Origin of the sequence: Enterococcus sp. CWB-B31 (assembly GCF_020567645.1) — a bacterium.
Classification (GTDB): Bacteria; Bacillota; Bacilli; order Lactobacillales; family Enterococcaceae; genus Enterococcus_L.
Map to the genome: position 1 here is coordinate 75,451 of NZ_JAJDJW010000006.1, position 24,138 is coordinate 99,588.

The window sequence follows — 24,138 nt, forward strand, 5'->3', positions numbered from 1 at the left end:
CTGGAGAAGATGAACGAGTGGCCAGCGTTAACATAGGACAAAAATTAAGAGAAGCACGACTACAAATGAATATGTCGTTAGATGAGCTGCAGCAAATTACCAAGATTCAAAAGCGCTATCTAATGGAAATTGAAGAAAATAATTTCGATTCTATGCCCGGAACTTTTTATGTCCGTGCGTTTATTCGTCAATATGCCAGTGCTGTAAACCTTGATGGTGAAGAGCTCATTAATCATTTTGATGGCAAGGATCTTCCAGAAGAAACTGAAGCTGCGACGGAATATCAGACACTGGAAGAATCGAGATTGCAAATTTACGAAGAAGAGCATGATAATCGTCTGCTTAAGAGTTTGCCGGCAATTATTCTGTCGCTATTTGGGTTGGCAATTGCCATTGTTGTTTTTTATATTATGTGGCAGGATCAAAAAGCAAATCCGATTATTGAACCGCCTGCTTCCAGCATTGTGGTGGAACGATCTTCAGAGGAAAGCTCGTCTGTTGAAAGTACCAGTACGGAGCCGCCGGAAAGTAGTTCATCTGAACCGGAGCAGAGCTCAACAACAGAAAGCTCTAAAGAGAAGCAGGCAGTTGTAACCTATCAGAATGAAGCAAACAGAATTGTGAATATGACTGCGACAGATGTACCTAAGCCAGGTAAATTTTCATTTACAGCTACTACAGGTAATTGCTGGGTTGGGGTGATTATTAATGGCGCCTATATGTTCCAGTCAACAATTCCAGCCGGACAGACACAGGAATATGAGATTCCTGCGGATGTAACCAGTCTGACAATTGCATTGGGTGCTTCAGAGTACATTGATATGAAGCTGAATGGACAATCAATCCTATTTAATCCTAACAATACCGGAATCGGTGAAAGAAATATTATTTTGACTCTTGCGTATCAGCAATAAGAAATTTAATCATGGAGAGGTTGTTCCAAAAGCATTCAGCTCCGAGAACCAAGGGCAGAAACGCTCACTACTTGTAAGCTATAAACTGTAACGAGTGTTTATGCAAGAAAACATCAAATAGTAGGATGGTATGCGAAGCGACTCTCTGATGAATGTGCAGAGATTGAAACACTGGAACACGCTTATTTGTTTTAGGAGAGGTTGTGACAGAAGTGTTCTGTCTCAAGAAATAAGTCGGACTATACGAAAATAGCTACTCATATTTTCAGTATAGTTCGACTTATTTCCGAATAAACGGTGTTCCAGTCTTTGTATGATTCGAGCATTCGAAGAAGCGTAGAAGCAAGTTCCTCCATGCTTCGAGGATCGGAATGAAGTCCTTCAATTCTTAATGGCTCTGCCGTTTAGAAAGTGATGAGATCGAAACGAAGTGTAGTGTAGTGAGCACCGCAGACGCAGAAAAATGGATACAGCTTAACGTTTTGTCTCGAGAATCGTTAGACTCGTAGAGACAGCAGTTCTTCTACGCTCCGCATACTGTTCTACTATCATAGGATAAAAAGGGTTTATCGTGACAGTGAAGAGTGAATAACGTAAAATAGAAATGGAAAGTGAGGGGAAAAATTTGAATTTGCCAAATAAATTAACAGTACTTAGAATCTGTATGATTCCAGTATTTATTTTAGTCGTCAGTCTGCCATTAAATTGGGGAACACTGACAATCGGAGATACGACTCTTGAAATCACACAATTGACAGCTGCAATTATTTTTGCTGTTGCCAGTGTAACAGACTGGTTGGACGGAAAGATTGCCAGAGCTCGGGGATTAGTAACGAATTTTGGGAAATTTGCAGATCCTTTGGCTGATAAAATGCTGGTTATGACCGCGTTTATTGTCTTGGTTGGACAGGGCAAAGCAGCTGCATGGATTGTTGCAGTTATTGTCTGCCGGGAACTTGCAGTAACAGGACTTCGTTTGCTTTTAGTTGAAGATGGTGAAGTGATGGCTGCAGCTTGGCCGGGAAAAGTAAAAACAGCTACACAAATGGTTGCCATTATTCTGTTGTTTATCAACAATATTCCATTTAATCTGATTGGAATTCCGGTAGATGTACTTATGCTTTATCTATGTCTGATATTTACTATCTATTCCGGAGTTGACTATTTTATAAAGAATTCAAAAGTGTTTAAAGGATCAATGTAGGAAAATATGCAATAAAAAAGAAGTGTTCGTCTGATTAGAGACGGAGCACTTCTTTTTTTAATCTCTTATTGTTTTAAAATGGCAGCCATTGTCCGGCAACAAAGGTGAATGTTGCAGCAGCTACAGCAATCAGCAGGCAAGTAACTCCAAGTATAAAAGCTGTTTGTTTTCTAGCTGTTGCCCGTTTGCGTGTTTGTTTTAATTTGCTGCTCTTCGTTTGAGAATATATCAACAACAGAATGGATAGAATGAGAAAGACTATACTGATTGCATACTCTTTCCATCTTTGCCTTATTTTACCAACAAAAGAGGTTGGAGAGGCAGCATTATTTCCCTCCTTATCAGCACCAGTGTCAGCTGCGGCTGTATCAGTGTTTTCAGTTTTCTTTTCCTGATAAGAGATACTTGGCGCAGGCAAACTTGGAGAAACCTTCTCCAGCTGGTTTGACAAAAGCAGCTGTTGATTGTCAGAAAGTATAAATTCGGGCTGTGTTCCTTTTCGCAACAGTCCATAAAAATCTTGTTCTAAAATAATTTCTTTATTATTAACGGTCTGAGTGCCGGCGGGTAGAACTATTTTATATTCAAAGTTGTTGAAGCCATAGTCAAACAAAGCATTCCCAAATACATGCCGATAGTTTTCACTTTCAGCATCTTCCCAGCTGCCAACGCCAAGAACCACTTCAATCAGCCGCATATCCCCTCTTTTTGCTGTTGCCGCATAGTTAAATGCAGCTTCCGGGCTTGCCCCTGTTTTTAACCCGTCTTCTCCTTCATAACCATAACTGTTGCCGGGAATAGAACGGTTTGAGTTTTCCAAAACTTCTGCGTACTCTGTATTTTCCATAACTGTTACTTGAAATTTATTTGTATATTCCAGAACCTCTGGGTGGTCTTTTAATAAATGATAGAACATCAAAGCAAGGTCTCTTGCAGTGGATGTATTATCTGCCTCAGGATCAATTCCTTCTGGGACATAGTAACCGTTAAATGCACTGGCGGCAGCTCCACTTGGGTTATAAAAAGTAGTGTTGGTCATTCCTAGTGTTTTGGCTTTTTCGTTCATCACTGTGATGAATGCTGCGGCATCGTTGCTTGTTATCAAGTTGGCGAGCATCACAGTTGCAGCATTGGATGAAGCCAGCGTTGTCATGTAGAGCAGGTCAGTAACTGGATAGGCTGCTCCTGCGACAATTGTTGTATTGCTTAGTTCATAAATTTGTGAAATTGCGGCATCACTTTCTGTTGCTGTCACTTGGGTATCCAAAGTCAGTTTGCCTTCTTTAATTGCATCAAGCACCAGATAGACAGTCATCATCTTGGCAATACTTGCAGGATACCAAGCTAAATCCACCTGATCTGCCCAAATAACTTGCCCGGAATTTGCTTCAATCACAATGGAGGCAGCAGGACGATAAACATCATCCACTGTATACCCGGCATTGCGGGCGATGGACATAATATCCTCAGCAATACTCTCTTGCTGAGTGGTGGTGGTTTCTGTTTCTGGAGCAGTTCCATCTTCAGCAAAGCTGACTAGGGGAAACAGCGCCGTAATTGATAGAATAAATAAACTAGATAATACCATCAAATGACTCAATTTACTTTTATGCATAATAACTCCTTTTCTCATTTGAAACCAGTTCATCATTAATACTTGAAAATGAACTGTTTCTATTTTTCAGGTCCGATGACCGTTATTTCTAAGCGATAGAATCGCTAAAAACTAAAGGCACTCCTTTTCTTATTTGAAACCAGTTCATCATTAATACTTGAAAATGAACTGCTTTTATTTTGCAGAATCGTGAGGTCCTACATTCTTTTTTTACTCTAAAAAGTATTTTTATTGGGCTAAACTCCTATGATTTATTGTTCTGCTTGTCATGCTATTTCATTTTATATTCGTCAAAACACAAAATTTTTTAAATCGTACTGTAAGGAAGTCTATACCATTATAATGCATTCCAGTCTTATAAAACCAGTTATTTTAGAAAAAAATGAACGATCAACTGATTAAATTTTCTAAATACACCGCAGATAAAAAGACTGTCTTCTATTTACTCTAATAAGTTGAAGAGGATGGATGTATCTTCTAAAAACTTCTTTTCACTTCCCTTAAAGGAAACAGCTATAACTAGAGACTGATTATTTCACTGCTTCTGCTTATCTGAACATCTATAGTTCTATTTTAAATGAAAATAGAAGAAAATTGGGTACTTTTTTGCAATTAATCTAATTAAGGTACAAAAAATTTGTAGAAGCCGGAAGCAAAAAGTTTTAACTTACTAAAAGTAAGTGATATAATTAAGTTAAGTTAGAGATATTAGGAGGCGGTCTCATGATGGCACAAACATTTACAATTAACAATGCAGCCCATATAGGAACTGTTGGGCTGAAAGTAGCCAATCTATCAAAGCAAGTGGCTTTTTATACAGAGATTATCGGTTTGGATATACTGGGAAAAGATGGTGACAGTGCAGTATTGGGTATTAAAGGCAATAGTACGGAATTGCTGAAGTTAAAAGAAGTACAGAATCCCAATATGAAAGCAAAAAAGGCTGGTCTATATCACACAGCTTTTCTTCTGCCGACAAGAAAAGATTTGGGCAATACACTTTTTTCCCTGTTGAAAAACAATACTGCAATTATTGGGGCGTCTGATCATGGTTATAGCGAGGCTGTCTATCTGGAAGATCCGGAAGGTAACGGGATCGAAATTTATAGCGATAAACCGGAAACAGAATGGGATGTTCGCCCAGACGGACAAATTATCGGTATCACAGTCGAAATGGATGCAGAAGGTGTTTTGGCAAGTCGTGATGAAAAAACAGATAAATTCCCTGTAGGTACAAAAATAGGGCACATTCATCTTTCTGTTTCAGATCTGGAGCAAACTGAAAATTTCTATATGAACACATTAGGCATGGGGTTGAAAGATCACTTTGGTCAATATGCCAGCTTTTTTGCAGCAGGAAGCTATCATCACCACATTGGAACAAATGTCTGGACAGGAAGAGGATTGCCGGCTCCTGATGAAAAAGATCTTGGACTCGATTTCTTTACGATACTTGTTCCGGATAAAGCCGCTTTGACTAAGGTAAAAAGGAATGTGGAAAAGAATGGAGAAATAATCATCAGTGAGACGGAAGCTTCTATTTTGCTGCCGGACCCAAGCGGAATTAACGTACGAATTGAAATAGAGTAACAAGCAGGTAAAAGTATGTAATTCAGGAACTGTTATCCAAGAGAGGGCAGTTCCTTTTTCATAATCTAAAGAAGCGTCTATCTAATTTATTTATTTTCATAATTAAGATATGCTAATTGAAAAATAAATTTCTTTTCAGAAATAAATTTTACAAGTTAAATAATAATGTAAATAACTGCAGGTCGAATACTCTGGATTTTATAAAGAATAATAGGGTGCAAAAAGAGTAATTCCTTTTTTTCTGCTATACTTTAGTGGAGGAGGTGTGTCATCGTGAATGTACTAAAACTGGTTTCTTCTGATAAGTATGATATTGCTTCAGCTATTCAGGTCAGCACTTTGCCATTACCTTTCTATAAAGAACATTCTGCTGCGCATCAGCAGTTTTTGGAACAGTTGGAAATAATGGAGGCAGATCATTATGTCGTGCTGAAAAACAGTCAGCCTGTGCTGTTTGCGACAATATCAGGAGAAAGTATTGTCAACTTAATGACGAGAGATATTTCCTGGATGAATTGGAAACTGATTTTCGATGGATTGGAACTCATCGGTAAAACAAGGTTTCAATCTGAAATACGAATGACATTTGCGCAGCCGTTATCACATATGGAACAAGCTGTATTGGAGAAGCATGAGTATTTTTTTACTGATGACGGAACAGCAAGCAGGAAACTTCATTACCACACGGCACTGGTTTTGGGTGGCGGTGGAGCAAGAGGCGCGTATCAGATCGGGGTCTGGCAGGCACTAAAAGAACTTGAAATTCCATTTGAGCTGATTACCGGAACATCAGTCGGTGCATTAAACGGGGCTTTGATTATTCAGGATGATTTTGAACGGGCCAAAGAAATGTGGGAAAAAATTGAGACTAAGAAAATCCTTTCTTTTCCAATGAAGGTGTCATCGAAAAATACATTGTCTGAATTATTGGGACAAATCGCTTCCTTCACTTTGGCAGCCATACAATCAAAGGGAGTTTCAACTCAACCTTTACAGCAGTTGCTGGATGATACCTTTTCAGAAGAAAAGCTCAAATCGGCAAAACAGGAATTTTATATAGTAACAACAGAGCTGCCTGGTGTGACTGAGCGGGTAATTCATTTCAATTCTTGTAAGAATAACCAGCAGAAACAATGGCTTTTGGCATCATCTTCTTTTTTTCCGGCAATGGCTGCTGCAGTGATTGATGAAAAATTTTATATTGATGGCGGTTATAGAAATAATGTTCCGATAGATGTTGCTTTTCAAAATGGAGCTACAGAATATATTGTAGCAGATGTAAAGGGACCGGGCTTTTCAAAACGAACGGAACTGCCGGACTCGCAACTGAAAATTGTGCTGAAAACCCCATGGACATTGGGGAATGTGCTGTTGTTTGATGGGATACGTTCAAAGGTAAATATCCAGCTGGGCTATTTGGAAACCATGAAAGCATTTCAAAAATATAGCGGTTATTGGTATACTTTTGATGAAGATTTAAAAAAAGCAGTCTCCATTCAGAAAAGCTTTTTCCGCTATATAAAAAAGAATTATTCACTGTCTTTGTGGAAAAACGGGGAATCCCGAAAGAGAATCTATCAGAAATTGCGTAGATATTATAAAGACAGGGTGTATGAGGAAAATATCAGTCTTGTTTTACTGGAGCTTCTTGGAAAACAAAGAGATATTCCTCCAAATAAGCTTTATACAGTTACTGAATTTATTCAACTGCTGGAAAAAGACGGAGAAGAAAGCCTGCCGGAAAATTCTTTTGACGGGATGATTTCTGTTCAGGAATGGCTGGGAAGATATTATGATGAATTCTTTCTTTTATCGGATAAGAGACAATTTCAGTTGATGACAAATTTTTTAAATGTAGAAGCTGAAGAGAAACAACGGCGTTTGTCAGTCTTGTTTGAACGACTGCCGGCTATGGTGCTGGAAGTATTGATGAACGAATATATACAAAAAGGGAGAAGATAACTATTGGCTGAATTTTCATATGAAATCGTAGAAGAAATTGCAGTACTTTCCGAAAATGCGAAAGGCTGGCGGAAAGAACTGAACTTGGTGAGCTGGAATGAACGTCCGCCTAAATTTGATCTGCGTGACTGGGCGCCTGGTCATGAAAAGATGGGTAAGGGCATTACACTGACAAATGAGGAATTTGAAACCTTGCGTGAAACACTGAAATCCATGTAGAAAGGACACCCTGTCAATGAAAAGTATGACTGGATTTGGGAAAGAAAAAACAGAATGTGAACACTATGAAATTGATGTAGAAATAAAAACCGTTAATCACCGTTTTTTGGATATGCAGCTTAGAATGCCGAAAGAGGCCAATTCTTTTGAACTGGCAATCCGACAAAAAATTAAAGAACGGCTTCAAAGAGGACGGGTAGAAGTCTTTATCAATCTGAAAAAAATAGGGGAAGGCAGTAAAGCAGTTCATGTTCACTGGTCATTAATCCATCAGCTGCTGCAGGAAATTAAAGAAGAAATATACACTCAATACGGAGAAAATACATTTGATCCGTCAGCAAGTCTGAATCAGCTGTTGAATAATTCCGACTATGTTGAAATAGTCGAAGGAAAAGAAACAGATGCAGAGCTTGAGTCTTGTTTACTGGTTGCTGTTGAAGCAGCTATTAATAAAGTGGACAGCAGCCGATATCAAGAAGGTGAAAAGATTAAACAAATTTTGTTTGAGTATTCAAATGATTTTTCCAATCTGGTTGCTCGGCTTGGAGAGTTTACAGAATTATATGAATCTGATTATCGTGATAAATTTGAACAAAAGCTGCGTGACTGGCTGGAAACATCTGTGGATGAAACCAGACTTCTGACTGAGATGGCTATCCTTCTGGAAAAAGGAGATATTCATGAAGAGCTGGACCGGCTGGCAATTCATATTAATAAATTAGAAGAATTGTTAGAGCAGGAAGAGCCTGTTGGAAGGGAACTGGATTTTCTTATTCAGGAGATCAACAGAGAAGTAAATACGATTGGTTCAAAATCCAGTCCGATAGAAATCAAAAATTATGTGGTACAGTTGAAAACAATTTTGGAAAAGATCCGTGAACAGATTCAAAATATCGAATAGGAGTGAGGGTGTGACAAAGCTTCTCCATGCGACGAGTAATCGCAGGAGCACATGCATGAACTTAACTGTGACGAGTAACCGTAGGAGCACGTGTATGAACTTAACTGCGACGAGTAATCGCAGGAGCACATGCATGAACTTAACCGCGACGAGTAATCGCAGGAGCATGTGTATGAACTTAACTGCGACGAGTAACCGCAGGAGCATGTGTATGAACTTAACTGCGACGAGTAACCGCAGGAGCACGTGTATGAACTTAACTGCGACGAGTAACCGCAGGAGCATCAAGAACCAGGCAGGTATTATCTACTCTGACAGGTCAATCGTAGTGATTTATGATAATAAGGCGGAATATCCGAAAATTGTCAAAGAACACTATTCATAGAATAAATAACTGAGAATGGATACACTCCGCTGCGCTTCGATCATATCAACTGATTTGGTTTTAGGGGACTCAGACATACTTATGTTACAGTCCCGTTTCCTTTAACGCTATAATTAAAGAGCAGAATGATAATGAGGTGAGAAGAATGACAAAATATTATGACATAACATTTCATGAATTGAGCGGAAAGTCAGTAATTAAAAGAGAGGTTCTGACTGAGAAAGAACCCTTTGAAGCATGGCAGGATGCCTGTGTTTCTTATACAGATCAGGTGTTGAATATTCAAGTCAATGAGGATAAGTTTATAACGATGGACCGACGTTACATCGTTCGAGTGGATGCAGAGGAAGTTGACGGACCCGCTGAAAAACAAATGAAACGCCGCGATGAATTGATGGGTGTGGTCAATATATTGTCCAATATGGGGATTTAGTTTGAGGAAGAAATGGCTGGAACAGCTGTGAGCCGAGCAGGTCAAACAGTGCTTCAGCTGTTTTAAACTGAGTTTTATTTCTTTGAATAAACTTTCTCATTTAGTTGGAAATTTTTTTCACTCAGTGCTTCAGCAGGTACCGGAATTTGTACATAGTTGTTTAGCACGGATTCTATTTTTTTCATGTATATTTCGATGGAATGGTTATGGGTGGAATGCGCGGTTTTATGAAAGAAATGATTTTCTTAGAAAACCTTAATAAGAAAGCCTTGAAAATTGTTGAAAAAAAGTGCATTATAGAAATAATGACAAAGAAACCATTTGAAAGGAAGTCATCATGACAGAGCGTGGGTTACTAATAGTATTGTCTGGACCTTCTGGTGTTGGCAAAGGCACGGTTCGAAAAGCAATTTTTGAAAGTGAAGAACATGATTTTCAGTATTCTGTTTCCATGACAACTCGGGCAATGCGTGAGGGAGAAGTGGAAGGTGTGGACTACTATTTCCGTACGAGGGAAGAGTTTGAAGCAATGATTGAAGCCGGAGAGATGCTGGAATATGCGGAATATGTTGGTAATTATTATGGCACACCGCTCTCCTATGTAAACCAGACATTGGATGAAGGGAAAGATGTCTTTCTTGAAATTGAAGTGCAGGGAGCTCAACAGGTAAGAGATAAAGTTGGCAAAGCCGGTGTGTTCATTTTTTTAACGCCTCCAGACTTGGCTGAATTGAAATCCCGTATTGTCAATCGCGGTACAGATGATCTGTCTGTAATTGAGAAACGAATGCAGGTCGCAAGAGAAGAGATTGAAATGATGGCATTGTATGACTATGCTGTAGTAAATGATGAAGTATCACTTGCTGTGGAACGAATCAAACGGATTATTGCAAGTGAACACTTCAGAGTAGACCGAGTGATCGGCAAATATATTAATATGTTAAAGGAGATGTAGCCAAAATGATGCTAAAACCGTCTATTGATTCATTATTGGAAGAAGTTCCGTCGAAATACTCTTTGGTTATTCTGGCAAGTAAACGTGCTCATGAATTGGAAGCCGGAGCGCAGCCGACCATTGAAAGCTTTGAATCTGTAAAAAGTGTTGGTCGTGCATTGGAAGAAATTGATGCTGCAATGGTTATCAATGATCCAAATCCTGAAGAAAAACGCGAGCGCATCCGTGCAGCGAAAGAAGAGCAGCGAATGGCGAAAGATCAGGAACAGAGAGAACTGGAAGAGCGTATTCGGGAAGAAAGCAAGTTATAAAATAGAACTAGTTGGCTGGGGCAATTACTGAATCCCAGCCGTTTTTTTATTTAAACTAATTCAGTGAGAATACCTAGGACATGTCTGAAAATTCAAGCGGCGAATAGTTTGATGATTTTTATCGAACTCATCGTCATAAATACCCGCTTATGAACCACATAAGCTGTGTTTTCTTCCTTGATTTCAACAAAAATCACTGAAAAATTCGAATGCCATTAACTTTTCAGACACGCCCTAAAACTAATTGGAATTAGGCTGCAGCTGCATAAAGCACTGTGTCTTTTTATTAAGAAACGGCGGAGCAGCAAGACAAAAGTCGGATTCTTTAGTACAATAAGCAAAGAGATTTTCAGTACATAGAAAGGAAGGATCAGAATGAAGAACGCTGCACAAATAGTTGTAGACATTCCGGCGATGCAGACAGATCAGCCGTTTACCTATCTGATTCCTTCAAACTTAAGCAGTCAGATAGTTGTGGGCATGAGAGTGGAGGTTCCCTTTGGTCGGGGAGATCGTCATGTTCAGGGCTTTATAGTTGGTCTTGGACAGCTTTCTGATGAACAGCTCTCTGAGTATGAATGGAAAGAGATTATTTCAATCCTCGATTTAAAGCCCGTTTTGGATGAAGAAATGCTGGAACTGGCAGAATATATGAAAACTAAAACATTTTCCTTTAAAATTACATGTTTACAGACGATGCTGCCAAGTGTTATGCGTGCAGCCTATCATAAATATATTTATCTGACTGATGAAATTGCGGAAGAACTTCAAGATGAGCTGTTTTATGGTCTTGATGAAATTCCATGGGAAGAAGCAGTTGAGAGAAACATTCTGCCGAAACTGATGCAGCTGCGTGCAGAGCAAAAAGTTGATATTCGCTATGAAGTCCAAACGAAAAATAAAGTAAAAACAGTTCGGTATATTCAGGCAGCGATGGATTTTGAACGGCTTCAAGAGGAAAAGGAAGCATTGCGCAAAGGAGCCAAAAAAAAAGAAGAGCTGTTATATTATTTACAAAGCCTGGGACAGGAGCGGACAGTCGCTGTAAAAGAAATGAAGGATCTGGGATTCAGCACGGCTGTATTAAACGATGCGCAGAAAAAAGGCTGGCTGCGGTTTATAGAAAAAGAAACTTACAGAGATCCCTTTGCTGACCGGGAATTTGAAAAGACAGAAGCACTGCTGTTGAATGAAGAACAGCGGACAGCAGTAGAAGAAATCACGTATTCCATGAAAACAGAATCATCTGATACATATTTACTGGAAGGAATCACCGGAAGCGGGAAGACGGAAGTTTACCTTCAGGTGATTGCTGAAGTGCTTGAACAGAAGAAAACAGCGATTATGCTGGTACCGGAGATTTCATTAACACCTCAAATGGTTCAGAGATTTAAAAGTCGTTTTGGGGAACAAGTAGCAGTGCTGCACAGTGGATTGTCTCATGGCGAACGTTATGACGAATGGCGGAAAATTGAGCGGGGAGAAGCGCAGGTAGTGGTTGGTGCGCGTTCGGCAATATTTGCCCCGTTATCTGGTCTAGGGGTCATCATCATTGATGAAGAACATGAAGCCAGCTATAAACAGGAAGAAACGCCCAGATATCATGCCAGAGATTTAGCTATTTGGCGGGGAGCATATCATCATTGTCCTGTCATCCTGGGAAGTGCCACTCCTTCACTTGAATCCAGAGCTCGTGCACAGAAAAAAGTCTATAGGCATTTGCTGTTGACCCAACGTGCAAACAGTGCAGCGTCACTGCCTCAGATTGATGTGATTGATATGCGCTCAGAGGTCAGACAAAAGAACATTTCAACCTTTTCTCAGCTGCTTCAGAATAAGCTTCAGGAGAGACTGGAGCGTAAAGAACAAAGTGTGCTGCTGCTCAATCGGAGAGGATATTCCTCCTTTGTTATGTGCAGGGACTGCGGCTTTGTTGTGCCTTGTCCAAACTGTGATATCTCACTGACGCTGCACATGGATACAAAAACAATGAAATGCCATTACTGTGGACATGAGGAAGGGATTCCCCATCAATGTCCAAACTGCAGCAGTGATAAAATCCGCTACTATGGTACGGGTACGCAGAAAGTAGAAGAAGAACTGCAGCAGCTTTTACCTGGGGCACGAATTTTGAGAATGGATGTTGATACGACGCGTCGTAAAGGAGCACATGAACGGATTCTTTCTGCTTTTGAGAATCAGGAGGCGGACATACTACTTGGTACGCAGATGATTGCAAAAGGGTTAGACTTCCCTAATGTCACACTGGTAGGGGTTTTAAATGCAGATACCGCGTTGAATCTGCCTGATTTTCGTTCAAGTGAACGAACGTTTCAACTTCTTACACAGGTCAGCGGCAGAGCAGGGCGGGCAGAAAAACCCGGTGAAGTAGTGATTCAGTCCTTTAATCCGGACCACTATGCGATTCAGCTGGCAAGAATCCAGAATTATGAAGCCTTTTATCAAAAGGAAATGCAGATTCGTCATCGAGGGGATTATCCGCCGTTTTATTTTACAGTTCAGATTACGGCCAGCCATCCAGAAGAAAATGTTGCTGCCAAGCAAATGTTTTCGATTATGAAAGAGCTTCAGGAAGGACTTTCAGATCAAAGTCTTTTGTTGGGGCCGACACCTAAAGCAATTATGAGGATAAATAATCGCTATTACTATCAAATGATTATCAAATATAAAAAAGAAGCTCGGCTTCAGGAACTGCTGGAGAAAATCTTAACGGATACGCAGGCAGGAGCAGCCAAAGGGTTAAAAGTATCGATTGATGCAGAGCCGATGAATTTTATTTAAGTTTTCATAAGAAGTGCAAAAGCAGGAAATATTCAATTAATGACGAAATAGATGTTAGAAAAGAGGAAAGCGAATGCGTTATCCAATCGTGCTTTACCCTGATAACAAGTTGACCGCAAAAGCAAAACCAGTGACACTGATTACAGATGAGATTATACAGCTGTTAGATGATATGTATGACACCATGACAGCCCATGACGGCATCGGGATTGCAGCTCCGCAGATAGGAAAGAACCTTCAACTTGCAGTCATTGAAATCGATGAAGAAACTGGACGTTTTGAGCTGATCAATCCTGAAATTATTGAAAGAAACGGGGTAGATATTGATGTGGAAGGCTGTCTCAGTATCCCCAATAGATATGGGACTGTTGAACGTTCTGAAGAGATAACGGTTCGTTACTTTGATCGGGAAGGCGAAGAAATTGAAGTGACTGCCTATGGTTATTTGGCGCGTGCATTTCAGCATGAAATTGATCATTTGAATGGGAAAGTGTTCATTGATAAGATCATTGAAGAAATTGCTCCAGAAGATCTGGATGCATATATGGAGGAGAAGTTGGATGACTAAAATTATTTTTATGGGAACGCCCACATTTTCAGTTCCCATTTTAGAAGGTCTTTTAGAAGCCGGGTATGAAGTAGCAGCAGTAGTAACACAACCAGATCGTCCTGTCGGAAGAAAAAGAATTTTGACAGCTCCTCCTGTAAAAGAGGCAGCATTAAAGCACGGTCTGAAGGTACTGCAGCCGGAAAAAATATCTGGCTCCGAGGAAATGGAAACAGTAATTGCTCTTAAGCCGGATATTATTGTAACCGCAGCATTTGGTCAGTTCTTGCCGGAACGCCTGCTGCAGGCACCTGTATTGGGGGCGGTGAATGTACATGCATCCCTTTTACCAAAATATCGCGGTGGTGCACCTGTCCACTATTCCATTATAAATGGGGAAAAAGAAACAGGTGTAACCATTATGGAAATGATCAAAAAAATGGATGCAGGAGGGATCTATGCTCAACGAAGTATTCCTATTTCGACACAGGATGATGTAGGAACAATGTTTGACAAGTTGAGTGTTGTAGGAAAAGAACTGCTTTTGGAAGTATTGCCTGAAATCCTGTCTGGAGCGCTTAAGCCTGTTCCTCAGGACGAGTCACAGGCAACATTCTCTCCGAATATTACCAGAGAGCAGGAAAAAATCGACTGGCAAAAAACTGCGGAACAGATTGATTGTCAGGTCAGAGGAATGAGACCTTGGCCGACTGCTTTCACGACCTATCAGGGAATAAACTGGAAATTATGGGAGGTTTCTCCGTTATTGGAAACTACTGAAGCAGAACCAAGGACGATTATTAAACGAACTAAAAAAGAGTTGTGGATTGCCTGCGGGGAAGGTACAGTTCTTTCTTTGAATAGTCTTCAACCTTCCGGAAAAGGCAGACTGTCTATTCAAGAATTTTTAAACGGCTCAGGTCAGACAGTGAAAGAAATGGAGAAGGTGGACTAGATGGGAAAGAAAATCTCGGCGAAGATCAGACACTCTGTCCGTTATGCTGCGCTGGAAACAATTGAACGTGTTGATACAGGCGGTGCGTACTCCAATCTGCTGTTAAGTGAAATGATTGAAAAATCAAAGCTTTCTGCTCAGGACGGCCGCTTGTTTACTGAACTGGTATATGGTACACTCAGCAGAAAATTATTGTTGGAGTATTATTTGTCTCCATTCATAAAAAAAGCAAAAAAAGTAGATAACTGGGTAAAAAATCTGCTGATTCTTTCGATTTATCAATCTGTTTATCTGGATAAAGTTCCGGATCATGCGATTATCAATGAAGCAGTTGAGATTGCCAAAGAAAGAGGCAACAGCGGTATCGGCAAGTTTGTAAACGGTGTTCTGCGAACGATTCAAAGAGAAGGTCTTCCAGAAGTGGAAAAAATCAGCGATCCTATGGAACGGCTCTCTGCAGAGATCAGTATGCCTTTGTGGCTGACAGAAAAATTAGTGAGTCAAATTGGAATAGACGAAACAAAAAAGCTGGGTTTGTCATTGTTTGAACGAAGTCATGCCAGTGCACGGGTGGATGTACAGCGTTTGGATCGCACCACAGTGATTGAAGAATTATCTGAAGATGGAATTGAAGCTGTTCCAAGTGAGATTTCGCCTTATGGAATTGTCGCAGAAAAAGGATTTTTGGCTGGCAGTCAGTTGTTTAAAGCCGGAGAAATTACTATTCAGGATGAAAGCTCCATGCTGGCAGCCCCAGCATTACAGGTGGAAGCACAGCATCGAGTTTTGGATGCCTGTGCAGCTCCGGGGGGTAAAACAACTCACATTGCCGCTTTTCTAGATGCAGCAAAAGGCGGGAAAGTTACGGCACTGGATATTCATCCCCATAAAATAAAGCTGATTAAAGAAAATGCAGCAAGATTGGGACTGACTGGACTGGTAGAAACGAAAGAGCTGGATGCCAGAAAAGTAAATGAACACTTTCCGGCAGAAACGTTTGATCGTATTTTAGTAGATGCGCCATGCTCAGGACTTGGACTAATGAGAAGAAAACCGGATATTAAATACCATAAGACCGCTGGGGATTTTGAACAGCTGCCGAAAATTCAGTTGGAAATCCTTGAAAATACTGCGCAGACCTTAAAGCAATGGGGTATAATGGTCTATAGCACATGCACGATCGCGAAAGAAGAGAATCAGGAAGTGGTGGCAGCATTTTTATCGAAGCATCCCGAGTTTAAAAAAATTGATGTGCAGGTTAGTGAGATTCTTGAAACTTCAATAGAAGATCAAATGCTGACAATTTATCCGCACCAGTTTTTAACAGACGGTTTCTTTATTTGCTGCATGCAGAAAGTTTCTTAAATGAGGTGGAACAAGTGAAAATCAATTTTCAAACAGATATTGGGCGTAAACGAAATACAAATCAGGATTATGCAGGCGTATTTGAGAATAAAGCCGGCATTTCGCTGGCACTTCTTGCTGACGGAATGGGTGGGCATCAGGCCGGTGATGTTGCCAGTCAGATGGCAGTCAATTACCTGGGAGAACGGTGGACAGAAAACGATATTGATTCAGCTGATAAAGCCGCACAATGGCTGATTCAAATGATTCAGGAAGAAAATGAAAAAATCTATGAAAAAGGCCAGTCTGTTCCGGAATATTCAGGAATGGGCACAACAATCGTCAGTGCAGTTTTACTGGGTGAGACATTTGTTTTGGCTAATATCGGAGACAGCCGCGCATATTTAGTACGGAATCAGCAGATGATGCAGTTGACTGAGGACCATTCTCTTGTCAATGAATTGGTGAAGTCCGGAGAAATTACGCAGGAAATGGCGTTCAATCATCCTCGAAAAAATGTACTGACCCGTTCGCTGGGAATGCCGAAAACCGTTGAAGTGGATGTTGCCAACCATGGCAGTGCAGAAGGCGATTACCTGCTGCTGTGTTCGGATGGTCTGACAAACATGGTTTCTGAAGAAATGATCTTAACTGTTCTTATTTCTGGAATTTCGCTGGAAGAAAAAGTGGCAATGCTGATTTCTTTGGCAAATGAAGCAGGAGGCGTTGATAATATCACCGTTCTCGTAATACACTTTGACAAGAGTGAGGAGGAGTAACCGATGATAGAAATCGGCAGAAAATTAAACGGCCGCTATCAGATTATCGGTAATATCGGCAGCGGCGGAATGGCCAATGTCTTTTTAGCCCATGATTTGATTTTGGATCGGGATGTTGCAGTGAAAGTCCTGCGGTTTGACTTCCAAAATGATCAAGCGGCCATTCGGCGTTTTCAAAGAGAAGCATTGGCTGCATCCGAGTTGGTTCATCCTAATATTGTCAGTGTATATGATGTCGACGAGGAAGATGGACTGCAGTATCTGGTAATGGAATATGTTAAAGGAATGGACCTTAAACGATACATCCATACCTATTATCCAATTATGTATGCGCAAGTTGTTGATATTATGGAACAAATTTTATCAGCTGTTTCCCTTGCACATGAACACCGCATTATTCACCGGGATCTGAAGCCGCAAAATATTTTGATTGATGAAAATGGTGTTGTTAAAATTACAGATTTTGGTATTGCAATTGCGCTGTCTGAGACATCAATTACTCAAACCAATACAATGCTGGGCTCTGTTCATTACCTTTCTCCAGAACAGGCCAGAGGCAGCATGGCGACAAACCAGTCAGATATTTATGCAGTAGGTGTTATTTTGTATGAAATGCTGACAGGAACTGTTCCGTTTGATGGAGAATCAGCGGTAACTATTGCTTTGAAACACTTTCAGGAGGAAATGCCGTCTGTTCGCTCATTTGACTCCAATGTTCCTCAATCGCTGGAAAATATCGTTTTGCATGCGACAGCCAAGGATCCTGCCGACCGCTATAAATCAGCGGAGGAAATGTCAAGAGACCTTTATACTGTCTTGAATGTGGACCGGCTAAATGAGTCCAGATGGGAACCAACAGCATTGAACGGCGAAACAATGGTTTTGACCCCTTTGGATGAAACTCAGGCGGCAGAAGCTCTTGCTGCTTCAGAAACTCTGGGAGATGAAACAGAAGGAGCCTCTGTTGAAGAAAAACCGGAAGAGAAAACAAAGCCGAAAAAGAGACGAAAGAAATTTATTATAATTTTCTTTGTTCTGTTATTTATAGCGTTGGCAGTCGGAGCTGTTCTATTTTTTGCCGGTGGAGGCAAGAACGAGGTGATGGTTCCTGATGTTAGAAACAAAACACAGGAAGAGGCTCGAAAAGAGCTGGAAGCCGCAGATCTTGAAGTAACAGATGAAGTAAAAAAACTTCCGGATGATGAGATTGAAGAAGGAAAAGTGGTTAAGACAGATCCTGCTGCAGGTGCCAGCGTGAAGAAGAAGAAGTCTGTTGTTCTTTATATTAGTACCGGCAACAAAAAAATCAAGATAGATGATTACACAGACTGGACACAAAAAGATGCGATTGAAGCGATGAAGAAGCTGGGCTTCCTTGAGAGCAATATAAAAATTGAAAAAGAAAATAGTCTGGAAGTCGATGCAGATAAAGTTATCCGTCAGACACCGGAAGAGGGAACAGAAGTTGATCCTAAGAATGATCAGGTGACTCTGGTAGTCAGTACCGGCCCGAAAAATGTTTCTTTGGATAATTATGTTGACTATTCTTACGAGAATGCAGTAGCCGCTTTACTGGCTTTGGGTATTAAAGAAGAAAATATTTTATATGAAGAAGAAGCAAGTGATACAGTAACAGAAGGCTATGTTATCCGCCAAAATCCGGGAGCCGGAACTTCTTTTGATCCGGTGAATGATGAAATCACACTGACAGTCAGCAGCGGATCGGATAATACGACACTGATCAATTATAAAGACTACAGCTATGACAATGCTGTAAATGCACTGGTTGCTTTAGGGGTGAGTCAGGATCGTATTTCTAAAGAAGAAAAATCCAGCAGTACTGTAGCCAAGGGCAATGTGATTTCTCAAAGCCCGGGAGCTGGTTCAACGTTTAACCCGAAGACAGGAAAAATCACTTTGGTAGTCAGCTCCGGTGCTGAAATGGTGGAAGTACCTGATGTAGTGAGGATGTCACGATCAGAAGCTAAGTCTGAGCTGGAGAAAAAAGGATTTAAGGTATCTGAACAGGTGGAAACTTCGAATGAAACAAAAGATTCAGTAATCAGAACAAATCCGTCCTCCGGTACAAGTCTTGAAAAAGGAGAAACGGTTACGATCTATTATTCCAGCGGACCGACACAGAATGAATCTCCTTCATCAGAAGATTCCGAAGGTGAATAGAAAGACCACAGCTGTTTGTTTTTACAAGTAAACTTAAATGCAGCATCGGAGCATGTCAGAAATTGGCGGTTCCGGTGCTTTTTCAATTATCAGAGGGGGAGAACAGCAATCAATTTAGGTGAAAGGATTTTTTTATCAAAGAGGTAAGAGTGCAGCGACTTTCCGAAAAAACGGCTCTTTCGGGTTGTTTTATATGTTTAAAGAGTTTCAATTATAATTGCTTATTCAAAATTTTTAATGAATGATATGTTCAATTCGGTAAAAAACATGGACAGTCCTTGCATCTTCTCGATTTTTCTTGTATATTCGGATTGGTTAGGAGGGATACATTGAACGGTCAAATTAGAAAAGCATTGAGCGGGTTTTATTATGTTTATGCAGAAGGTGAAACATTTCAAACAAGAGCCAGAGGGAATTTTCGCAATCGAAACATTACTCCCATGGTTGGAGACGATGTAATTTTTGAAAGCGATAACTTGACAGATGGTTACCTGCTGGAGATTTTACCGAGAAAAAATGAATTAGTTCGTCCGTCAGTTGCCAATGTCGACATTGGTGTTGTCGTGATGAGTGTAGTAGAACCGAATTTTTCCTATAACCTGTTGGATCGCTTTTTAGTGACATTGGAATACAAGGAGATCGAACCGGTCATTTATTTAACAAAAATCGATTTGTTTAGTGAAGAAGAAAAAGAACTGCTGAAGGAAATCAAAAAGGTGTATCAGCCATCCTATCCTATTATTTTTGGAGACGATTCTATCGATGATCAGGCATCGATTCGAGAACTGGAGCAATATTTTCCGGACCGTCTGACCGTTTTTATGGGGCAGTCCGGTGCAGGGAAATCCACCTTATTAAACAAAATTTCACCGGAGCTTCAATTGGCAACTGGAGAGATTTCCGAATCTCTTGGGCGCGGGAAGCATACAACTAGACATGTGGAGCTTATTCCTCTGTACGAAGGTCTGGTTGCAGATACTCCTGGGTTTAGTTCGATTGATTTTCTTGAAATGAATGCAGTCGAATTACCCAAACAGTTTCCTGAATTTGTAAAAGCTGCGCCCCATTGTAAGTTTCGAGAGTGCATGCACAGAAAAGAACCTGGCTGCGAGGTCAAAAAGCAAGTTGAAACAGGAGAAATTGCTCAGACAAGGTATGATAATTATTTGCAGTTTCTTTCAGAAATTGAAGACCGCCGACCCATTTACAAGAAGAAAAAAGGAAACTGATTTATTTAATGGAGACGGTCTTATTAAAAATAATAGCAAGTAGCTGAAGAAGAAATCCACTCATCCTTCATGGATTGAAAGAGCGGGCGGATATCAATAAAATCAAAGGAGATACATACTATGAAAATAGCCCCATCAATTTTGAGCGCAGATTTTGCAAATTTGGAAAGAGATATTCAGTTAGTAGAGAAGCTGGGTGCCGATTATATCCATGTGGATGTAATGGACGGACAATTTGTTCCGAATATTACGCTGGGTCCAAATGTTGTTTCAGCGATTCGTCCGACAACTAAGCTGCCTTTAGATGTACATTTGATGATTCAGCAGCCGGAAAACTATATTAAGGCATTCGCAGAAGCAGGTGCAGATATTATTACTGTACACCAAGAATCCACGCCGCATATTCACCGGGCAATGCAGATGATTAAACAGGCTGATGTCAAAGCCGGCGTAGTAGTTAATCCAGGTACACCTCTTTCCGCTATTGAAGAGGTATTGGATTTAGCAGACCTTGTTTTAATTATGACTGTAAATCCGGGCTTTGGCGGACAAAGCTTTATTGAAAGCCAGCTGAGTAAGATTGCTCAGTTAAAAGAGTGGAGAGAAACAAAGGGGTATACTTATGAGATTGAAGTAGATGGAGGGATTGTTCCTGAAACAGCTCAAAAATGTAAAGATGCAGGTGCAGACGTATTTGTAGCAGGTTCTTATATTTATAGTGCAGAGGATCCAAAAGAGCGGATTGATGCATTACGGGCTGTGTTGAATCAATGAATTTATTAATCGTTGCTGGCGGCTCAAATGAAGAATGGCCGGCGATTCATTCTTCTGAATTTGATTATTTTGCCGGTGTTGACCGTGGAAGTCTGTTTATCTTGGAACAGGGCTGGCCTTTGGATTTAGCTGTAGGTGATTTTGATTCTTTGAGTGCCAATGAAAAAGCTTATGTAGAAAAGGAAGCAGTCGAGGTTATCACGTCCAAGCCTGAAAAAGACGATACAGATACGCAGCTGGCTCTTGATCAGGTTTTTAAACGGTTTCCGAAAGCAACAGTGACAATTATTGGTGCAACGGGCGGACGTTTAGATCATTTTCTCGCGAATCTCTGGCTGCCGCTGGAGGAGCGTTTTCGTTCATATACTCAACAAATTGGTTTAAGGGATCGACAGAATAGCATCCGATATTTTTTGCCGGGAGAATATACAGTTGGAAGAGAAGTCGGAATGAATTATCTGGCTTACTGCTGTCTGACACCAGTGAATGATCTGACACTTAAGGACAGTAAGTATCTGCTGAATCAGCATCAGGTTCCAGTTCCAACTTCATATGCAAGTAATGAATTTGTTGGACAGACAGCATCTTTCTCCTTTACCTCTGGAGTGATTGCAGTCATCCAAAGCAGGGACTAAACTTTATTTTAAAAAAGTGTACCGAGAGTACATCAAAACAGAAATAATTGAATAAGCAAACAGAACAGCTGGCCAAATAAAATCCAGCTGTTTTTTTATTATCCATTTTGTTCAATACATTCGCTTGAGTTTCAGTTATATAGAAGGAAAATGAGAAGGACTGTGGAACAAAGAATTACGACGTTTGATAGCAGGCTGTCAATCTAAGCCTATCAGTTTAAGGGGATTAAACAAAAATTTTCCAATCACTTCCATGAGCTCTATGTACTGAGTTTTGAAAGTAGGTGAGTTTTTCTTTCCTGCAGATGGCAAGAGTATGTGGCTGTAAGGGTCAATTTTCTTCTGATTAATCCATATGACAATCACTATTGTGAGCAGATCAGTGATGAGCTGATGGATTACAGAAGAATTCATGCTGCACCGAATATAATGCAGCAATTGACGAAACAAGTTACCGGAGAAAAGGAGCTTCTCTTCTTCTCTCAGACTGCGGTCTCGGACTATCAGGGATTGGGTTTGCTGTCAGAGCTTTATTCGTTGATAAATAATGCAGGAGATTATCTAAAAAAGGTGGAGCAGCCTTATTAGTCTCTGAATGAGATTTTAATGGATTATTCAAGTTATAAGGCAAAAACACACAGGAGACAACCACTGTATTGAGCCGATACTTAGTGAGTTGAGTCATAAGAATCAGTTCATGCTGATACAGCATTTTACAAAGCTGAAGGGGGACATTTTTTGTCAATATCTGTCAGTATATTGGGAGGTTTTTTTCTTACCTCGCTGGAAGCTCTCCTGAACCATCGGTGTAGCATGTGGTTTTCAACACATACAAAAAAATCCTGTTTTCTCATGTAAGAAAACAGGATTTTGATTTGTATATATTCTATTAAACACGCTCGATTTTACCAGATTTCAAAGCACGAGTTGACACCCAAACTTTTTTTGGTTTACCGTCTACAAGTACACGAACTTTTTGCAGATTTGGTTTAACAGTACGCTTTGTCGCATTCAGAGCATGAGAACGGTTGTTTCCGCTGCTTGTTTTACGACCAGTGAAATAACATACTTTTGCCATTGTGAATTTCCTCCTTTGCTTTGATCTTGGAGCGATGGTTTTCTGCTCATACCTGACTAATTTATCATATTTGGAAGGGATTAGCAAGAAAATTTTAAGAATTATAAAAAATCCGCTCTTTTTTACGTTCAGGAATTCCTAAACGTTTATATAGGAGAAAAAGAAAGGAAATAGATAGTTTAAGAGAATATCACCTGATACTGAAAGAATTAGCTAGAATATAAGTAACCTATTTATTTGATTGCTTTAGTGTAATCATAAATGAGAAGAAGGTGATGATAATGATAAGAATGGATGTGGAGAAAGAGGTGTTGGAGGAAGTAACAGAAGATAGAGATAATTTATTGACACTTATTAAAAAGGGACAGCATAGGCTTCCGATGATTCCCTATGAAACATTGGAAATGATCCAAGAGGCAAATGGAAAGAAATTACCTTTACTTAGACTTTTTAATTGTTTAGAAGAGCAGGAAAGTATGATGCATCCTTCGGAGGAGTTAGATTTTCGGCTCATTATTATTTTTGAAGAAGTTTCCTACGTGAAGCGGGCTTCGGGGAGAGAGTTGTTTCTAGGAAACTTGGCATATGGTGACCAGTTGGATAGAAACTACCATTATATCATTTTGCTGAAAAATTCTCGTTTGCAAAAGGTTGATTTTTTAGCGAAGATAACGTCTGTATTGGATGAAGAAATGATTGATTACAAGAAGGAAACAATCGATGCTTGTCTTTTTAACGTCTCCCCACCTTGGGAGGTGGAACACATCATTAAAACTAAGTTAACCATTACAGAAAAACTCTGACTGCTTAATTTCCAGCAGTCAGAGTTTTTTACGGGTTTAATTAGGACTAGTCTGAAAACTCTAGCGGCAAGTATTTTCGAAAAAATAAATATAGGCTAGTTTCGTTTAAAGAAGGAATGTTGCCGCATTTTCGACTTGTCATACACATAGAGCGTGTTTTGTATGACCCTAGGACATTAATGCAACGATCATTTTGAAGAAGCGTAGAAGCAAGCTCTTAATTTCAATTCAACTTGATTTTATGACCACAAATCAAGTTTATTCTCAGTATATGTTTGTCTTTTGTAAAGCGAGCTATTTCCTCAAAAAGATGAGATATTTTCTGTTTGATTAATAGATATTCCTAATTGAAGAAGTATCTGTTTGATGAAAGAAAAGAGAGAACAGTAAGTTATATTTGACGGTCCAATGATTTTATATGTTTTTAATAAAATAGTTAGTAGGATTTCCAAAATGTTATACGTTTAAGTATGCATCAGTGAAAAAGACTGTCACTGAAAACGTTTAGGGAACCATTAACGT

The 24,138-nt window shown here is 40.0% G+C and carries 23 protein-coding genes; 21 read left to right on the forward strand and 2 right to left on the reverse strand.

Annotated features, from left to right (window positions below; translation table 11 throughout):
- The first annotated feature begins 17 nt into the window (after window positions 1–17).
- Complete coding sequence (locus LI954_RS07715; RefSeq protein WP_202065492.1) at window positions 18–914, forward strand: helix-turn-helix domain-containing protein; 897 nt, start codon at window positions 18–20, stop codon at window positions 912–914.
- 625 nt (window positions 915–1,539) lie between these two features.
- Window positions 1,540–2,118, forward strand: coding sequence for a CDP-diacylglycerol--glycerol-3-phosphate 3-phosphatidyltransferase (pgsA, locus tag LI954_RS07720; protein ID WP_229444101.1), 579 nt, complete (start codon window positions 1,540–1,542; stop codon window positions 2,116–2,118).
- A 73-nt stretch (window positions 2,119–2,191) separates the two neighbouring features.
- Here pgsA and LI954_RS07725 read toward each other — a convergent pair whose 3' ends face one another.
- The gene (locus LI954_RS07725) at window positions 2,192–3,733 is read right to left on the reverse strand and encodes a DUF1958 domain-containing protein (RefSeq protein WP_229444102.1); all 1,542 of its coding nucleotides are present in this window, start codon (window positions 3,731–3,733) and stop codon (window positions 2,192–2,194) included.
- A 723-nt stretch (window positions 3,734–4,456) separates the two neighbouring features.
- On the opposite strand from LI954_RS07725, the gene LI954_RS07730 reads away from it, so the two are divergent.
- The 18 genes from LI954_RS07730 to LI954_RS07810 all read left to right on the forward strand — a co-directional run bounded on the left by LI954_RS07730 (window position 4,457) and on the right by LI954_RS07810 (window position 22,323).
- Entirely contained in the window at window positions 4,457–5,323 is an 867-nt protein-coding gene (locus LI954_RS07730) for a VOC family protein (protein WP_229444103.1), read from the forward strand.
- Window positions 5,324–5,596: 273 nt separating this feature from the next.
- Window positions 5,597–7,285: a patatin-like phospholipase family protein gene (locus LI954_RS07735; RefSeq protein WP_229444104.1), complete on the forward strand. Its 1,689-nt coding sequence runs from the start codon at window positions 5,597–5,599 to the stop codon at window positions 7,283–7,285.
- Window positions 7,286–7,288: 3 nt separating this feature from the next.
- Entirely contained in the window at window positions 7,289–7,504 is a 216-nt protein-coding gene (locus LI954_RS07740) for a YdbC family protein (RefSeq protein WP_202065479.1), read from the forward strand.
- Between the two features lie 16 nt (window positions 7,505–7,520).
- Window positions 7,521–8,405: a YicC/YloC family endoribonuclease gene (locus tag LI954_RS07745; RefSeq protein ID WP_229441327.1), complete on the forward strand. Its 885-nt coding sequence runs from the start codon at window positions 7,521–7,523 to the stop codon at window positions 8,403–8,405.
- Window positions 8,406–8,655: 250 nt separating this feature from the next.
- Window positions 8,656–8,790 carry a hypothetical protein gene (locus LI954_RS16060; protein ID WP_267491450.1) on the forward strand — a complete coding sequence of 45 codons (135 nt, stop codon included), beginning with the start codon at window positions 8,656–8,658 and terminating at the stop codon, window positions 8,788–8,790.
- A gap of 145 nt (window positions 8,791–8,935) precedes the next feature.
- Window positions 8,936–9,223: a hypothetical protein gene (locus tag LI954_RS07750; protein ID WP_202065473.1), complete on the forward strand. Its 288-nt coding sequence runs from the start codon at window positions 8,936–8,938 to the stop codon at window positions 9,221–9,223.
- Between the two features lie 337 nt (window positions 9,224–9,560).
- Window positions 9,561–10,178, forward strand: coding sequence for a guanylate kinase (gene gmk, locus LI954_RS07755; RefSeq protein WP_229444105.1), 618 nt, complete (start codon window positions 9,561–9,563; stop codon window positions 10,176–10,178).
- Between the two features lie 5 nt (window positions 10,179–10,183).
- Window positions 10,184–10,489, forward strand: coding sequence for a DNA-directed RNA polymerase subunit omega (gene rpoZ, locus LI954_RS07760; RefSeq protein ID WP_202065469.1), 306 nt, complete (start codon window positions 10,184–10,186; stop codon window positions 10,487–10,489).
- A 375-nt stretch (window positions 10,490–10,864) separates the two neighbouring features.
- On the forward strand, window positions 10,865–13,291 hold the full coding sequence (gene priA, locus LI954_RS07765) for a primosomal protein N' (protein ID WP_229444106.1): 2,427 nt from the start codon (window positions 10,865–10,867) through the stop codon (window positions 13,289–13,291).
- A gap of 73 nt (window positions 13,292–13,364) precedes the next feature.
- Window positions 13,365–13,859: a peptide deformylase gene (def, locus tag LI954_RS07770; RefSeq protein ID WP_202065464.1), complete on the forward strand. Its 495-nt coding sequence runs from the start codon at window positions 13,365–13,367 to the stop codon at window positions 13,857–13,859.
- Window positions 13,852–14,793 (forward strand): methionyl-tRNA formyltransferase, encoded by a 942-nt coding sequence (fmt, locus tag LI954_RS07775; protein WP_229441325.1) that lies wholly within the window; start codon window positions 13,852–13,854, stop codon window positions 14,791–14,793. Before def ends, fmt begins: the two co-directional genes overlap by 8 nt.
- Window positions 14,794–16,158, forward strand: coding sequence for a 16S rRNA (cytosine(967)-C(5))-methyltransferase RsmB (gene rsmB, locus LI954_RS07780; protein WP_229441324.1), 1,365 nt, complete (start codon window positions 14,794–14,796; stop codon window positions 16,156–16,158). It abuts the gene before it with no gap.
- A gap of 14 nt (window positions 16,159–16,172) precedes the next feature.
- Window positions 16,173–16,916, forward strand: a complete 744-nt coding sequence (locus tag LI954_RS07785) for a Stp1/IreP family PP2C-type Ser/Thr phosphatase (protein ID WP_229441323.1) — start codon at window positions 16,173–16,175, stop codon at window positions 16,914–16,916.
- Window positions 16,917–16,919: 3 nt separating this feature from the next.
- The gene (pknB, locus tag LI954_RS07790; protein WP_229441322.1) at window positions 16,920–19,097 is read left to right on the forward strand and encodes a Stk1 family PASTA domain-containing Ser/Thr kinase; all 2,178 of its coding nucleotides are present in this window, start codon (window positions 16,920–16,922) and stop codon (window positions 19,095–19,097) included.
- 329 nt (window positions 19,098–19,426) lie between these two features.
- Window positions 19,427–20,326, forward strand: a complete 900-nt coding sequence (gene rsgA / locus LI954_RS07795; protein WP_229441321.1) for a ribosome small subunit-dependent GTPase A — start codon at window positions 19,427–19,429, stop codon at window positions 20,324–20,326.
- Between the two features lie 120 nt (window positions 20,327–20,446).
- Window positions 20,447–21,100, forward strand: a complete 654-nt coding sequence (gene rpe, locus LI954_RS07800) for a ribulose-phosphate 3-epimerase (protein ID WP_202065449.1) — start codon at window positions 20,447–20,449, stop codon at window positions 21,098–21,100.
- A complete protein-coding gene (locus tag LI954_RS07805) occupies window positions 21,097–21,735 on the forward strand; it encodes a thiamine diphosphokinase (protein ID WP_229441320.1) in 639 nt (212 codons plus the stop codon). Before rpe ends, LI954_RS07805 begins: the two co-directional genes overlap by 4 nt.
- 318 nt (window positions 21,736–22,053) lie before the next feature.
- A complete protein-coding gene (locus LI954_RS07810; protein ID WP_229441319.1) occupies window positions 22,054–22,323 on the forward strand; it encodes a hypothetical protein in 270 nt (89 codons plus the stop codon).
- A gap of 301 nt (window positions 22,324–22,624) precedes the next feature.
- On the opposite strand, the gene rpmB is transcribed toward LI954_RS07810, so the two are convergent.
- Window positions 22,625–22,813 carry a 50S ribosomal protein L28 gene (gene rpmB, locus LI954_RS07815; RefSeq protein WP_202065437.1) on the reverse strand — a complete coding sequence of 63 codons (189 nt, stop codon included), beginning with the start codon at window positions 22,811–22,813 and terminating at the stop codon, window positions 22,625–22,627.
- 281 nt (window positions 22,814–23,094) lie between these two features.
- Here rpmB and LI954_RS07820 point away from each other — a divergent pair, with 281 nt between their 5' ends.
- Window positions 23,095–23,616 carry a hypothetical protein gene (locus tag LI954_RS07820; RefSeq protein WP_229444107.1) on the forward strand — a complete coding sequence of 174 codons (522 nt, stop codon included), beginning with the start codon at window positions 23,095–23,097 and terminating at the stop codon, window positions 23,614–23,616.
- Window positions 23,617–24,138 lie beyond the last annotated feature (522 nt).